Source organism: Paracidovorax valerianellae (assembly GCF_900102625.1).
Classification (GTDB): Bacteria; Pseudomonadota; Gammaproteobacteria; order Burkholderiales; family Burkholderiaceae_C; genus Paracidovorax; species Paracidovorax valerianellae.
In genome coordinates this window covers 63,740-76,873 of record NZ_FMZC01000015.1, presented here as the reverse complement: position 1 = coordinate 76,873, position 13,134 = coordinate 63,740, and the positions used below count along the sequence as shown (strand labels likewise).

At 68.9% G+C, this 13,134-nt stretch carries 13 protein-coding genes; 11 read left to right on the top strand and 2 right to left on the bottom strand.

All coding sequences use genetic code 11. The annotated features are described in order from the left end of the window. The first annotated feature begins 71 nt into the window (after window positions 1–71). From cobO to budC, 8 genes are all read left to right on the top strand, one after another. The gene (cobO, locus tag BLT03_RS19570) at window positions 72–641 is read left to right on the top strand and encodes a cob(I)yrinic acid a,c-diamide adenosyltransferase (protein ID WP_092745446.1); all 570 of its coding nucleotides are present in this window, start codon (window positions 72–74) and stop codon (window positions 639–641) included. An 80-nt stretch (window positions 642–721) separates the two neighbouring features. Continuing rightward, the gene (gene bluB, locus BLT03_RS19565) at window positions 722–1,501 is read left to right on the top strand and encodes a 5,6-dimethylbenzimidazole synthase (protein ID WP_092745476.1); all 780 of its coding nucleotides are present in this window, start codon (window positions 722–724) and stop codon (window positions 1,499–1,501) included. Next, window positions 1,501–2,505 (top strand): adenosylcobinamide-phosphate synthase CbiB, encoded by a 1,005-nt coding sequence (cbiB, locus tag BLT03_RS19560; RefSeq protein ID WP_434802416.1) that lies wholly within the window; start codon window positions 1,501–1,503, stop codon window positions 2,503–2,505. Before bluB ends, cbiB begins: the two co-directional genes overlap by 1 nt. A 5-nt stretch (window positions 2,506–2,510) precedes the next feature. Beyond that, on the top strand, window positions 2,511–3,575 hold the full coding sequence (locus BLT03_RS19555) for an aminotransferase class I/II-fold pyridoxal phosphate-dependent enzyme (protein ID WP_092745474.1): 1,065 nt from the start codon (window positions 2,511–2,513) through the stop codon (window positions 3,573–3,575). Window positions 3,576–3,577: 2 nt separating this feature from the next. Further along, window positions 3,578–4,822: a nuclease-related domain-containing protein gene (locus BLT03_RS19550; RefSeq protein WP_092745445.1), complete on the top strand. Its 1,245-nt coding sequence runs from the start codon at window positions 3,578–3,580 to the stop codon at window positions 4,820–4,822. 107 nt (window positions 4,823–4,929) lie between these two features. After that, window positions 4,930–5,715 carry a HipA family kinase gene (locus tag BLT03_RS19545; RefSeq protein WP_092745444.1) on the top strand — a complete coding sequence of 262 codons (786 nt, stop codon included), beginning with the start codon at window positions 4,930–4,932 and terminating at the stop codon, window positions 5,713–5,715. Beyond that, complete coding sequence (locus BLT03_RS19540; protein WP_092745443.1) at window positions 5,702–6,094, top strand: DUF3037 domain-containing protein; 393 nt, start codon at window positions 5,702–5,704, stop codon at window positions 6,092–6,094. The genes BLT03_RS19545 and BLT03_RS19540 overlap by 14 nt, the downstream gene beginning before the upstream one ends. Before the next feature lie 309 nt (window positions 6,095–6,403). Continuing rightward, on the top strand, window positions 6,404–7,216 hold the full coding sequence (gene budC, locus BLT03_RS19535; protein WP_092745473.1) for a meso-2,3-butanediol dehydrogenase: 813 nt from the start codon (window positions 6,404–6,406) through the stop codon (window positions 7,214–7,216). 42 nt (window positions 7,217–7,258) lie between these two features. Here budC and BLT03_RS19530 read toward each other — a convergent pair whose 3' ends face one another. Continuing rightward, entirely contained in the window at window positions 7,259–7,672 is a 414-nt protein-coding gene (locus tag BLT03_RS19530) for a DUF3224 domain-containing protein (protein ID WP_092745442.1), read from the bottom strand. Window positions 7,673–7,967: 295 nt separating this feature from the next. Here BLT03_RS19530 and BLT03_RS19525 point away from each other — a divergent pair, with 295 nt between their 5' ends. Next, the gene (locus BLT03_RS19525; protein ID WP_092745472.1) at window positions 7,968–9,440 is read left to right on the top strand and encodes a cobyric acid synthase; all 1,473 of its coding nucleotides are present in this window, start codon (window positions 7,968–7,970) and stop codon (window positions 9,438–9,440) included. Window positions 9,441–9,520: 80 nt separating this feature from the next. Beyond that, window positions 9,521–10,600 (top strand): nicotinate-nucleotide--dimethylbenzimidazole phosphoribosyltransferase, encoded by a 1,080-nt coding sequence (gene cobT / locus BLT03_RS19520; protein ID WP_092745441.1) that lies wholly within the window; start codon window positions 9,521–9,523, stop codon window positions 10,598–10,600. Window positions 10,601–10,619: 19 nt separating this feature from the next. Here cobT and BLT03_RS19515 read toward each other — a convergent pair whose 3' ends face one another. After that, entirely contained in the window at window positions 10,620–11,540 is a 921-nt protein-coding gene (locus BLT03_RS19515; RefSeq protein WP_092745440.1) for a LysR family transcriptional regulator, read from the bottom strand. A gap of 159 nt (window positions 11,541–11,699) precedes the next feature. Here BLT03_RS19515 and BLT03_RS19510 point away from each other — a divergent pair, with 159 nt between their 5' ends. Beyond that, the gene (locus BLT03_RS19510) at window positions 11,700–12,971 is read left to right on the top strand and encodes an MFS transporter (RefSeq protein WP_092745439.1); all 1,272 of its coding nucleotides are present in this window, start codon (window positions 11,700–11,702) and stop codon (window positions 12,969–12,971) included. The last annotated feature ends 163 nt before the right edge of the window (window positions 12,972–13,134 follow it).

The following is a 13,134-nucleotide window of genomic DNA, read 5'->3' as shown; positions in this document are numbered from 1 at the left end:
ACCGCACCACGCCGCCGCCTGCCTCCCCTTCGCCAAACCCAGAATTTTTCGACCCGACCCGAGAATCGCGCATGCAGATCGAAACCCCTCCCGCCGAACGGCGCTCCGAAAAACCCGATGGCGAACGCCGCGGCATCGTGCTGGTGAACACCGGCAACGGCAAGGGCAAGAGCACCGCCGCCTTCGGCCTGGCGCTGCGCGCCCACGGCCGTGGCAAGCCCGTCAAGATCTTCCAGTTCATGAAAGTGCCCACCGCGCGCTTCGGCGAGCACCGCATGTTCGAGCAACTGGGCATTCCCATCGAAGGCCTGGGCGACGGCTTCACCTGGAAGAGCCGCGACATCGACCAGTCGGCCGAACTGGCCCGCGCCGGCTGGGAGCGCGCCCGCGCCGCCGTGCTGGGCGGCGAGTTCTTCCTGGTGGTGCTGGACGAGATCACCTATCCGCTCATCTACGGCTGGCTGCCGCTGGAGGAGGTGCTGCAGGTACTGCGCGACCGCCCGCGCCACGTGCACGTGGTGCTCACCGGCCGCCGCTGCCCGCCCGAGGTGATCGAAATCGCCGACACCGTGACCGAGATGGGCCTCATCAAGCATGCGTTCCAGGCCGGTGTGCCGGCGCAGCGCGGCATCGAGGATTGAGCGGCCACCGCGACCATCGCGACTTCTCCCGTGACGCCCACGCCGTGACTGCGCCCGCCATTCCTCCTGCCGGTGCCACCATGCTTCCCGCCGACGCTTCGCCGGTGGATGCCGCGCACGGCGGACCCCCGCCCGGCACGGCGTTTTCCCCGCAGGAGCGCGAGGCCGTGTACCGCGCCATTCGCGAGCGGCGCGACATGCGCCACTTCGCCGGTGGCCAGGTCGCGCCCGAGGTGTTGGCGCGGCTGCTGCAGGCCGCGCACCTGGGGCCCAGCGTGGGGTTCATGCAGCCGTGGCGCTTCATCCGCGTGGCCGATCCGGCGCTGCGCGAGCGCCTGCACGCCTGCGTTGAAGCCGAGCGCCGATGCACCGCCGAAGCCCTGGGCGAACGCGGCGGCGAATTTCTGCGGCTGAAGGTCGAAGGCCTGCGCGATGCGGCCGAGTGCATTGCCGTGGCCCTGGCCGACGGGCGCGAGGCCCATGTGTTCGGCCGCCGCACATTGCCGCAGATGGACCTGGCCTCGGTCGCCTGCGCCATCCAGAACCTCTGGCTGGCCGCGCGCGCCGAAGGGCTGGGCATGGGCTGGGTGTCGATGTTCGATCCCGTAGCCGTTGGCGATCTGCTGGGCCTGCCACCCGGCGCCGAGGCGGTGGCGCTGTTGTCGATCGGGCCGGTGCACGGTTTTTATGAAGAGCCCATGCTGCAGCGAGAGCGCTGGGCGCGCCGGGCGCCGCTGGAGGCCGTGGTGTTCGACAACGCCTGGGGCCAGCCGGCGCCGTGGCTGGGTGGCGCGCTGCCCGAGCCGCCGCTGGGCGCGGCCGGCCCAAACCCTGGCGCCAACGGAGAGGCGGACCGCTGATGGACGCCGCGAGCAGCGCCGCCAGCGCGTTCATGGCCGTGTGGCCCATGGCCCTGGCTCCTGCCGCGGCCGTGCCGCTGGCGCTGGCGATCGACCGCTTCTGGGGTGAGCCGCCCGTGGCCGTGCACCCGGTCGTCTGGATGGGCCGCGCGCTCCAGGCCTGCGGCGACCGGGCGGCGCCGCGGGTCATCACCGGGCGGGACTTGAAGTCTTTTTGGCTCGCAGCGCTGCTCTGGTGTGCGCTGGCAGCTATTGTTTTGATAGTGGCTGCCGCTGCGCACGTGGCGGTGCTGCGGTATGCGCCGCCTTGGCTGGCAGCAGTGCTGATCGCGTTGCTGCTCAAGCCGCTGCTGGCCTGGCGCATGCTGCGCGACGAAGTGCTGGCGGTGGAGGCGGCCCTGGCCGAATCGCTGGACGCCGGGCGGGTTCGCCTGGCGCGGCTGGTGAGCCGCGACGTGAACGCGCTCGACGCATCGCAGGTGCGCGAAAGCGCGATCGAATCGCTCGCTGAAAACCTCAACGACTCGGTGGTCGCGCCGCTGTTCTGGTTTGCGCTACTGGGCCTGCCCGGCGCCGCGCTCTACCGGTTCGCCAACACGGCCGACGCCATGTGGGGCTACCCCGGCATGCGCGGCGGGCGCTACTGGCAGTGGGCCGGCAAATGGGCGGCGCGGGCGGACGACGCGCTCTCGTGGGTGCCAGCGCGCATCACCGCCTGCCTGCTGTGGGCGCTGGCCGGCCGCCCGCGCTGGCGCACGCTGGCCGCGGAAGCGCAGCGAACGCCATCGCCCAACAGCGGCTGGCCCATGGCCGCCATGGCGCTGGCGCTGGGCGTGCACTTGGCCAAGCCCGGCGTGTACACGCTGAATGCGCCCGGGCGCAGCCCCGCGGCGCATGACACGCCCCAGGCGGCGCATTGGGCATCGAAAGTGGTCATTGCCGGCGGATTCATTGCCCTGTGTGCTCACTTTTTAATAGCAATCATGCTGCTGCGATGGATGTGACGCCCATGCCCCTGCACGCTCCCCAGCACGCCCCGCTGCATGGCGGCCCCGATGCGCGGGGCGTGCCGCTGCACGACTTTTCCACCAACAGCAACGCCTGCGGCCCGTGCCCCACGGCGGCCGAAGCGCTGCGTGCCGCCGACGCCACCTGCTACCCCGACCCGGCCTACACCGCTCTGCGCGAGCGCCTGGGCTCGTTCCACGGCGTGGACCCGGCGCGCATCGTGATCGCGGGCAGCGCCAGCGAATTCATCCACCGCATCACCGCCTTCGCCGCCCGGCAGGGCGCGCCCGCCGTGGCGGTGCCGGCGCATGGCTATGGGGACTACGCCCGCGCGGCGCAGGCATGGGGGCTGGACGTGGTGCGGGCTGAAGACGCCGCAGCCAGTGCAGCCGATGCAGGCCATGACGACGCGGGCCTGCACTGGGCCTGCGATCCCTCCAGCCCACTCGGTGCGCCGGACCCGGCGCTGGCCGCGTGGAGCGCATTGCCTGCGGACGATGCCGCGCTGCGCGTGCTCGACTGCGCGTACGTGCCGCTGCGGCTCGAAGGCACCGCCACCGCCATGCCCCAAAACGCCTGGCAGCTGTGGACCCCGAACAAGGCCCTGGGCCTGACCGGCGTGCGCGCGGCCTATGCCATCGCACCCGACGCCCAGCCCCTGCACCGCATCGCCGCACTGCAGGCGCTGGCCCCGTCCTGGCCCACCGGCGCCCACGGCGTGGCCCTGCTCGACGCCTGGACGCAAGCCGCCACCCAGCAATGGCTGCGCGCCAGCCTGGACACGCTGCGCGGCTGGAAGGCGCAGCAGCAGGCGCTGTGCGAATCGCTGGGTTGGTCGGTGGAGCCGGGCAGCCAGGCCAATTACTTCGTCGCACGGCCTGCGGTGGCGGACCTTCCGGCCGCGCTGGCGGCTTTGCGGGATCACGGCATCAAGCTGCGGGACTGCGCGTCGTTCGGTTTGCCGGGGCGGGTGCGGATGGGGGTGTTGGCACCCAGTGCGTGCGAGGATCTGGCCCGGGCATGGCGCGCCGCCATAGATTCCATCAATAAAGGGAGAAAGTTCTAAAAATGCTGATCAAGAGTGCACAAGACCGGAGTGAGGACATCGAAGCTCTGGAGGCGCTGATGCGTCATCCGCAGGCAACGGCACAGATCCAGGCCAAGATCGACGGAGAAATTCGCATGATCCGGGCCGGAGCCAAAACGGAGAAAGATGCGGCCTACGTGATCGAGTTCGACCACAGAGCGTCCCAGAACTGGGCGGTCATTCACGACCTGCGCATCGAGCACAAAGGCCGTGTCGCGCAGATCGACCACCTGCTCATCAATCGTTTGCTGGAGATCTGGGTTTGCGAATCAAAGAGCTTCCACCAAGGCGTGGCGGTGAACGAAGTGGGCGAGTTCACCAGCTTTTTCGCAGGAAGCCCTCGCGGCATCCCTTCGCCCATCGAGCAGAACCGCCGCCACATTCTGGTGCTGCAATCGCTTCTTAAGGGCGCCGTTGTTCCGCTGCCAAAACGCTTTGGGGTCAAGCTGATGCCTCGGTTTGAAAGCGCTGTGCTCATCAGCCAGAACGCTCGCATCACCCGCCCGAAGAAGCCCTTCGCGGGATTGGAGACGGTGATGAAAAACGACCAGTTGCGCTCTGCCATCGATCGTCAGATCGATAACGCGTCCGGCTTGGCCGCAATGCTTTCCATGTGGCGCGTTGTAGGCCCCGAAACGTTGGAGCAGTTTGCTCGATCCATTGCCAAGCTGCACCGGCCACTGGCGTTCGACTGGCCCGCGAAATTCGGTTTGCCCAAAGTGCCTTCCGTATCGAGTGCCGCCCCAGTACCCCCGGAGCCGTATGGGGCCGCCCAGCCTGTGCAGACGCTTGCGGTGCAAGAACCCGAGGCCGTTTACCACGCGGGGCCTGAGCGGGCTGCTGCCCGGGTTCCTGGTGTCGGCACCAAACCCCAGTCTCAGGCGCTGCCAAGGGCCGACAGCGCTCGGCCATCCGCCGCGATGGATGGCCTCGCCGCGCAGCAGCCGGTTCTAGCAGCCAACGCGGGCAAAAGCGATAAAAACGAGAAACTGCCAACCTCCAAGCTGGCGCGAAAATGGGGATTGACCACGGCGGCTGGCATTGAACGCCTGCAGCAGTGCGGCTATCTGGAACCGCGTGAGGCAGGAGACCTTGGGCTGACGAGCAAGGCCCGCGCTATCGGCGCAGTTCATGTGGAGCGCGGACCGCATTCGCCTTATTTTCTCTGGCCGGCCAACCTCGACTCATTGCCACTGGAGGGCCATGGTTTGCGTCAGGAGGCTTGAGACTGCCTGCGCATCCAGCGGATGCCCGCCGGCGCCGCGTCGAATGGATAGCGCTGCCGCTACCATTCCGCCTCACCCAGCGATCGCTCCAAGGAGACTTCCCCGCCATGCGCACCATCACCGTCAGCCGCTACGTCACGCCTTTGCGCGAAGGCGGCTCCATGCCCGCCGTGGTCGAGGGCGACGACCTGGGCCTGTACGTGCTCAAGTTCCGTGGCGCGGGGCAGGGCGTGCGGGCACTGCTGGCCGAGATGATTGCTGGCGGCATCGCCCGCGCGCTCGGCTTGCCAGTGCCTGAGATCGTGCTGGCGCAACTGGACCCGGCCCTGGCGCAGACCGAGCCCGATCCCGAGATCCAGGACCTGATCCGCGCCAGCGATGGCCTGAACGTGGGGCTGGACTATCTGTCGGGCGCGGCCAATTTCGATCCGGCGGTGGACAGCGTGACCGATGATTTCGCCTCGCGCCTGGTGTGGTTCGACACCTTCGTGGGCAACGTGGACCGCACGGCGCGCAACACCAACCTGCTGGTGTGGCACCGCAACCCCTGGCTGATCGACCATGGCGCCGCGCTCACGTTCCACCATGCGTGGAACGGCACGGTGGCCCTGCCGGCCAAGCCGTTCGCGCCCATTGCCGACCATGTGCTGCTGTCCCGCGCTACGGCGCTGGCCGCGGTCGATGCCGAGCTGGCCGCGCGCCTCACGCCCGAGGTGCTGCAGGGCATCCTGGCCGAGGTGCCGGACGAATTTCTGGTGCTGGCTGGCGTGGACCATGCCGACGACCCGCTGGCCGCGCCGGCCAGCCATCGGCAGGCCTATGCGGACTATTTCGCAGCGCGCCTGGCCGGCCGCCAGACCTGGCTGCAAGGAGCGATCGATGCACGCGGCTGACGTCTATGACTACGCCATCGTGCGCGTGGTGCCGCGTGTAGAGCGCGAGGAGTTCATCAACGCCGGCGCCATCCTGTCGTGCCAGCGCACCGGCTTCTTGCAGGCCGCCATGGCGTTGGACGAATCGCGCCTGCTGGCCATGGACCCGGCCGCCGACCTGGAGACGGTGCGTCGGCACCTGGCCGCCATCGTCGCCATCTGCGCGGGCGAGGCGGGCTGCGGCCCCATTGCGCAGATGCCCTACCGTGGGCGCTTTCACTGGTTGACCGCGCGGCGCAGCGGCATCATCCAGACCTCTCCGGTGCACACCGGCCGCTGCACGGATGCGGGCGTGGCGCTGGAGCACATCATGGATCGCATGGTTCGGCCTTTGCTTTAACTGGGGTGGTGAAGGTCGAGGGCCGGCGCGGCAGGTTGGCCGCAGCTTTGTGCCGTGCCGTGTGCGGTGCCGGCTGACAGGCGAACGGGCGCCTCGGCGATGCCTGGTGCAGAGCGCGCCTTGAAAGATGCATTCCTGGCGCGCCACCCGGGCACCTCTCAGCGGCTGCGTTGAACGGCGGAGCGTCGCTGTCGCGCTGCAAAGCCCGCAGTGCTTCACGATTCGCTGCACCGCGATTCGCTGGCAAACGCAATGGCCGTCATACGCATGGCCCGGTGGCGCTTTCACATCATCAGGAAAGGATTTCCCATGGCCCAATCCCAATCCCAGTCGCCTTCGCAGCCCCAGCCGTCCCAATCGTTGCACCGTTTCACGGACAAGGTCGTCATCGTCACGGGGGCTGGTTCCGGCATCGGCGCCGCCACGGCGCGGCGGTTTTCCGAAGAGGGTGCCAAGGTCGTCATCGCCGACCTGAGCGACGACAAGCTGGCCGCCACGCGCGCCGACCTGCCGGCCGACCGCACGCTCGCCCAGGTAGCAGATGTGTCGCAATACGCTGCAGTCCAGGCGCTGGTGGCGGCTGCGGTCGAGCGCTTCGGCCGATTGGATGTGATGGTCAACAACGCCGGCATTGCGGTGCAGGGCAAGGTGACCGAAGCCAGCCTGGACGACTGGGGCCGCACGCTGGCCACCAACGTGTCGGGCGTGTTCCACGGTGCGCGCGCCGCCATGCCGCACCTGCTCAAGACCAAAGGCTGCATCGTCAACACGTCATCGGTGTCGGGTCTGGGCGGCGATTGGGACATGAGCTTTTACAACGCTTCCAAGGGCGCGGTGTCCAACTTCACGCGAGCGCTGGCGCTGGACTACGGCAAGGAAGGCGTGCGCATCAACGCCGTGGCGCCCAGCCTCACGTTCACCGGCATGACGAAAGACATCGAGAGCGATCCGGAGCAGTTGAAGAAATTCGCCGAGCGCATTCCGCTGGGCCGCGGCGCGCAACCCGAAGAGATCGCGGCGGTGATCGCCTTCCTGGCGAGCCCGGATGCGAGCTTCATCACTGGTGTGGTGCTGCCGGTGGACGGTGGTGTTTCGGCCTCCAACGGGCAGCCGCCGCAATGAGGGCAGGGCGCGTGACCGCTGGCGGTCTGTGGGGCAGCCGCGTCAGCCGGCGCTGTCCGGCAAGGTGAAGTCGAACCGGTAGGCATGCGCGCCGTCGGCGGCGATGTCGATGGTCATGTGGCCTGCCAGACCGGTGAGCGCTTCGGTGCCTGAATCGGGCACCACCGCAATCGATTGCTCCGGTACGCCGCGCGCCATCGTGGAGCTGTGCTGCAGCACGAAGCTGCCGCGCCGGCCATCCAGGCTGCCGTGCACGGTTTCCATGGCGACGTAGCCGGCCGACCCCGCGGTGGCACTGCGAAACGCCAGCATTTCGCCCGTGCTCGTGGCGTCCAGCCTGCCGTGAAAGCGCTTGTCGAGGGACATGCGCAGAAGGCCGCTGCTGCCGGCGATGTTGCTCAATGCCTGCGGCGCGGTCTTGACGTCGAAAGGGCCGGTGATGGAATCGGAAATCATGGGTTGCCTCGCAGGTGGAAGGGGCCGGCCCGCTGCATGAACGCTCAGGTGGGCACGGCCTGTGGATGGAAACGAAGCCGCCATTGAACCGCAAGAAAGGGTGGAGCGGTTCGGGCATGTGCTGGCTGTGCGCGGAGCGTGCTGGCCGGGGGACAATACGGCTCCTTCGCCCCCTCGAACTGCGCCGTGCATTCCGTTCCTTTCGCCTTCGCCGTCCTTCACCCCATCGTTCCGTTGTCGCTATGTGGCCGCCTTGGCCGCCCTGATCACCGCAGTGCGCGGGGCGGGCGCTGACATGGCGGCGCGTTGCGTCATGGTGTTGGGCACGACCAGTGGCGCCGGCAAGAGCTGGCTGGCCACCGCCCTGTGCCGCTGGTACAGCAACCAGGGTTTGAAGGTGGCGCCGTTCAAGGCGCAGAACATGAGCAACAACGCACGCGTGGTCGCCGGGCCGGGCGGCGGCTATGGCGAGATCGGCAGCGCGCAGTACTTTCAGGCCCTGGCCGCGCGGGCCGAGCCCGATGTGCGCATGAACCCGCTGCTGCTCAAACCCGAGGCCGACACGCGAAGCCAGGTGGTGCTGATGGGGCAGGTGAGCGAAGAATTGTCCGCCTTGCCCTGGCGCGGCCGCAGTGCCCGCGTGTGGCCCCAGATCGCCGCCGCGCTCGATGCACTGCGCGCCGAGAACGACGTGGTCGTGATCGAGGGCGCGGGCTCGCCCGCCGAGATCAACCTGCACGCGAGCGACGTGGTCAACCTGCGCGTGGCGCGCCATGCGGATGCCAGTTGCCTGCTGGTGACCGACATCGACCGGGGCGGCGCGTTCGCCCACCTGTATGGCACCTGGGCACTGGTGCCAGAGGACGAGCGGGCGTTGATCCACGGCTTCGTGCTCAACAAGTTCCGTGGCGATGCGGCGCTGCTGGCTCCGGCCCCCGAGATGCTGCAGCAACTCACCGGCGTGCCCACCGTGGCCACCATTCCCATGCAGTGGCACCACGGCCTGCCGGAGGAAGACGGCGTGTTCGACGATGCCTCCCGCGCCAGCGGCGCGGTGCACACGACCATCGCCGTGGTGGCGTATCCGCGCATCAGCAACCTCGACGAATTCCAGCCCCTGAAGGCCGTGCCCGGCGTGCGCCTGCTGTGGGCGCGCAGCCCCGCCGACGTGGCCGCGGCGGACTGGATCGTGCTGCCGGGCTCCAAGGCCACGGCGGCCGACCTGGCCTGGCTGCGCGCGCAGGGGCTGGATGCGGCGGTGGCCGCCCATGCGGCGCGCGGTGGTCGGGTGCTGGGCATCTGCGGCGGTCTGCAGATGCTGGGTGAGGCGCTGATCGACACGCACGGCGTGGACGGCAACGCGCCCGGCCTGGGCCTGCTGCCGCTGGTCACCGCCTTCGAGCCCGCCAAGACCGTGCGCCACACCCGCACCGCATTCGGCGGCGTGCAGGGGGCGTGGCGGGCGCTGGCCGGCGTACCGGTGCATGGCTACGAGATTCACCACGGCCAGACCGCGCAGCACCCGGCAATGGCCGAAGCCGGCGATGTGGCGCGCGAGATCATTCCTGGCCTGGCGTGGCAGAACGCGCGCGGCAATGTGCTGGGGCTGTACCTGCATGGCCTGTTCGAGGATGCAGGCGCATTGCGCGCGCTGTTCGGCGCCGATGTGCCCACGCTCGATGCGGTGTTCGACCGGCTGGCGGGCGGCATCGACACCTGGTTCAGTCCGGAGTGGCTGCGCACACACCGGGGTGCATCGGGTGCATGACGAATGCATGCACCACGCAGCCTGTGGCGCCGTGCGTTACCCCTTTTTGTTTTCGATTGCTTTCGTGGAGTGAATGACCGATGTCCCTTGCCGCCCATGCCGTTGACCTGACGCTGCCCGAAGTGCCCCCGCTGGCCGAAGAGGCCCTGGCAGTGCGCCTGCAGCACCTGCTGGACCACAAGACCAAGCCGCTGGGTGCCCTGGGCCGGCTGGAGTCGCTGGCGCTGCGCATCGGCCGCATCCTGGGCACCGAGGCGCCCGTGCTGCAGCAGCCGCAGATGCTGGTGTGCGCTGCCGACCATGGCTTGGCGGCGCGGGGCGTGTCGGCGTTTCCGAGCGATGTCACCTGGCAAATGGTGGAGAACTTTCTGGCCGGCGGCGCGGCGGTGAGTGTGCTGGCACGCCAGCACGGCCTCGCCCTCACGGTGGCCGATTGCGGCGTGGCGCGCGCGATGGCGCCGCGCGACAGCGCGCCCGGCCAGCCGCGCCTGCTCAGCCACACCCGTGTGGCAGCCGGCACGGCCGATGCGTCGGCGGGCCCGGCCATGACCGAGGCCCAGTGCGCCCAGGCCATCGCCAACGGCTGCGAGATCGTGCGTGGTCTGCCCGGCAATGCGCTGCTGCTGGGCGAAATGGGCATCGGCAACACCTCGGTGGCGTCGCTGCTGGTGTCGCGCCTGTGCGGCCTGCCGATCGGCGATTGCACCGGTGCGGGCACCGGGCTGGATGCGGAGGGTGTGGCGCGCAAGCGCGCAGTGCTGCAACAGGCGCTGGCCGCCAATGCCGGGGCGACGCAGCCCCTGGAGGCGCTGGCCGCTTTGGGCGGGCTGGAAGTGGCGACGATGGTGGGCGCGGTGTTGCAGGCCGCCAGCGAGCGCCGCGTGATCGTGGTGGATGGCTTCATCACCAGCGCTGCCGTGCTGGTGGCGAGCCGGCTGGCACCCCCCGTGCTGGAGCGCTGCGTGTTCGCGCACCGCTCGGGCGAGCGTGGCCATACGCTGCTGCTGGGCGAGTTGCAGGCCGAGCCGCTGGTGGACCTGGGCCTGCGGCTGGGGGAGGGCTCGGGCGCCGCCTTGGCGTGGCCGCTGCTGCAGTCCGCCTGCGCCGTGCTGCGCGAGATGGCGAGCTTCGAACAGGCGGGCGTCTCGGGCAAGGACTGAGGCGACGGCCTGAAGGGCCCTACGGCAGGCCAGCGCCCGTGTCCCTTTCCACGTCGCTGTCCGGCCGCGCCAGCGCGACGAAATGTTCTACGAAAGGCGATCGGTCCCCTTCGCGGTGGGCGATGGCCAGGCTGACCCGGGCGGACTGGCTGTGCAGCGCACGATAGGCCACGCCCTTGAAAGCCAGGTGCCGCATCGATGCCGGCACAAGCGCCACGCCCAGTTCCGCCGCCACCAGCGCCAGGATGGAAACGATCTGCGGTGCCGTAGGCCCCAGGACCGGTTCGAACCCCGCGGCGCGGCAGGCAGCCACCGAGGCATCGAACAGGCTGGGCCCGAGCGGTCGGGGCGTGAGGATGAAGGGCTCGCCATGCAAGGGCTGCAGGTCGATGCGCGGCCCCCGCCTGGCGGCGGCGTGGCTGGCCGGCAGCGCAACGATCAATGGCTCGTCCGGGTAGCGGTGCCAGCGCAGGCCCGTGGCATCCAGTCCGTCGGGCCGCAGGATGGCGATGTCCAGCCGTCCGTCGCGCAGTCGCTCCACCAGCGTCAGCGAATTGCCCTCGTCGATCTTGAGTTCCACTTGGGCGAACCCCCGGCGGTACGAGCGGATGGCTTCGATGACCACCGGGTTGAGTGCGGACGACCCCGTGAAGCCCAGGTGCAGCACGCCCGCCTCGCCGCGCGCCGCCCGCTGCGCGGCACGCACGGCGTCGCCGGCGCGCGCAGGCAGGCCGCCCACGCCTTCGAGGAACGCGCGGCCCGCATCGGTCAGTTGCGCGCCGTGCGGCACGCGGTGAAAGAGCGGCACGCCGACCTCGCGCTCCAGATCCTTGATCTGAAGGCTCAACGGTGGCTGCGCCATGCCCAGCCTTGCGGCAGCCCGGGTGAAGTTGCCTTCCTCGGCCACGGCCAGGAAATAGCGGATGTGTCGCAACTCCATCGGGTATCTGTTATGGGTATGGAAAAGCGGCAAATCATATATTGGACATATGTGAGAAGAGCGCCTAGATTGGCGGGCGTCCTGGCTTAGATCCTGAAATTTTTCAAGTTTCCTGCGCTGTTTGCCGTGCCCCTTTGCTGTTGATCCATCGCTGAACCCATGTCCTCACTGACCGCCCCCGTCACCGCGACTGCCGCCACGCCACCGCCGGCGTCGCATCCATCTGGCCCATCGGACGCCGGCTGGATCGTCCGCGGTTCATCGGAGTACCGGCGTGCTGCGGCGGCCTTGTTCCTGGCTGGCTTCGCTAGCTTTTCATTGATCTATTGCGTGCAGCCGTTGCTGCCTGCCTTTGCCCGCTCTTTCGGCATCAGCCCCGCACAGAGCGCATTGCCGCTGTCGCTGACCACCGGTCTGCTGGCCGTGGCCATCGTGCTGGCAGGCGCGTTCTCGCAGGCCCTCGGGCGACGGGGGCTGATGTTCGCCTCGATGGCGTTGGCGTCGTTGCTGAACATCGTGGCGGCCGTGATTCCCAGTTGGCATGGCCTGCTGGTGGCCCGGGCACTGGAGGGGCTGGTGCTGGGCGGCGTACCGGCCGTGGCCATCGCCTACCTGGCCGAAGAGATCGATCCGCGCCACCTGGCGCACACCATGGGCCTGTATGTGGCGGGCACGGCGTTCGGCGGAATGATGGGGCGTGTGGGCATGGGCGTGCTCACCGAATGGGTGAGCTGGCGCGCCGCGCTCGGCTGCCTGGGCGCCTTGTGCCTGCTGTCGGCCATTGGCTTTCTGGCGCTGCTGCCGCGGTCGCGCCACTTCACGCCCCAGCCCGGCGTGCAGATCCGCTATCACCTGCGGGCCTGGGGTGGGCACCTGCGCCACCGCGGGCTGCTGCGGCTGTTCGCCATCGGGTTTTTGCTCACCAGCATCTTCGTCACGCTGTTCAACTACGCCACGTTCCGCCTGTCCGGTGCACCGTACGGCCTGAGCCAGACGCAGATCAGCCTGATGTTCCTGGTGTTCGGCTTCGGCATCGTGTCGTCTTCGGTGGCCGGCCGGTTGGCGGACCGGCTGGGGCGGCGCGGGTTATTGGCGGCAGGCTTCGCCTTCATGCTGTGCGGCACGCTGCTCACGCTGTCGTCTTCGCTGTGGGGCGTGTTCGCGGGCATCGCGCTGGTGACGACGGGGTTCTTCATCGGCCATTCGATCGTCAGCGCATCCATCGGCCCGCTGGCCGGGCTCACCAAGGGGCATGCCGCCTCGCTGTACCTTTGGTTCTATTACATGGGCTCGAGCGTGGTCGGATCGATGGGCGGCTGGTTCTGGCAGCACGGCGGGTGGTCGGCCATCGTCGGGCTCACGGGCGGGCTGGCGGTGCTGGGGATCGCGATGGCCGCTGCAGGAAAGCCGGCTGCTGCACCGGCGGCGTGAGCGCCCCCGCTATCGGCCGGCCGCGTTTATGTAAGTAGGTGTTTCGGCGTCGGAGTGAGCAATACACGCAAAACGTCGTTGCCATGCACTGCGTGGTGAGCACGCGGAATTGCGTTTTTGGTTGGCGAACCACGAATGCCAGGTTTTTTGCAACTGCTGGCGA

Excerpts from the sequence above, each read along its gene's own strand:
- BLT03_RS19555 (WP_092745474.1), top strand. The coding sequence starts at position 2,511 with ATGCCCCTGCACGCTCCCCAGCACGCCCCGCTGCATGGCGGCCCCGAT.
- bluB (WP_092745476.1), top strand. The coding sequence starts at position 722 with ATGCTTCCCGCCGACGCTTCGCCGGTGGATGCCGCGCACGGCGGACCC.
- BLT03_RS19515 (WP_092745440.1), bottom strand. The coding sequence starts at position 11,540 with ATGGAGTTGCGACACATCCGCTATTTCCTGGCCGTGGCCGAGGAAGGC.
- cobO (WP_092745446.1), top strand. The coding sequence starts at position 72 with ATGCAGATCGAAACCCCTCCCGCCGAACGGCGCTCCGAAAAACCCGAT.
- BLT03_RS19510 (WP_092745439.1), top strand. The coding sequence starts at position 11,700 with ATGTCCTCACTGACCGCCCCCGTCACCGCGACTGCCGCCACGCCACCG.
- BLT03_RS19545 (WP_092745444.1), top strand. The coding sequence starts at position 4,930 with ATGCGCACCATCACCGTCAGCCGCTACGTCACGCCTTTGCGCGAAGGC.
- BLT03_RS19525 (WP_092745472.1), top strand. The coding sequence starts at position 7,968 with ATGGCGGCGCGTTGCGTCATGGTGTTGGGCACGACCAGTGGCGCCGGC.
- cobT (WP_092745441.1), top strand. The coding sequence starts at position 9,521 with ATGTCCCTTGCCGCCCATGCCGTTGACCTGACGCTGCCCGAAGTGCCC.
- cbiB (WP_434802416.1), top strand. The coding sequence starts at position 1,501 with ATGGACGCCGCGAGCAGCGCCGCCAGCGCGTTCATGGCCGTGTGGCCC.
- budC (WP_092745473.1), top strand. The coding sequence starts at position 6,404 with ATGGCCCAATCCCAATCCCAGTCGCCTTCGCAGCCCCAGCCGTCCCAA.
- BLT03_RS19540 (WP_092745443.1), top strand. The coding sequence starts at position 5,702 with ATGCACGCGGCTGACGTCTATGACTACGCCATCGTGCGCGTGGTGCCG.
- BLT03_RS19550 (WP_092745445.1), top strand. The coding sequence starts at position 3,578 with ATGCTGATCAAGAGTGCACAAGACCGGAGTGAGGACATCGAAGCTCTG.
- BLT03_RS19530 (WP_092745442.1), bottom strand. The coding sequence starts at position 7,672 with ATGATTTCCGATTCCATCACCGGCCCTTTCGACGTCAAGACCGCGCCG.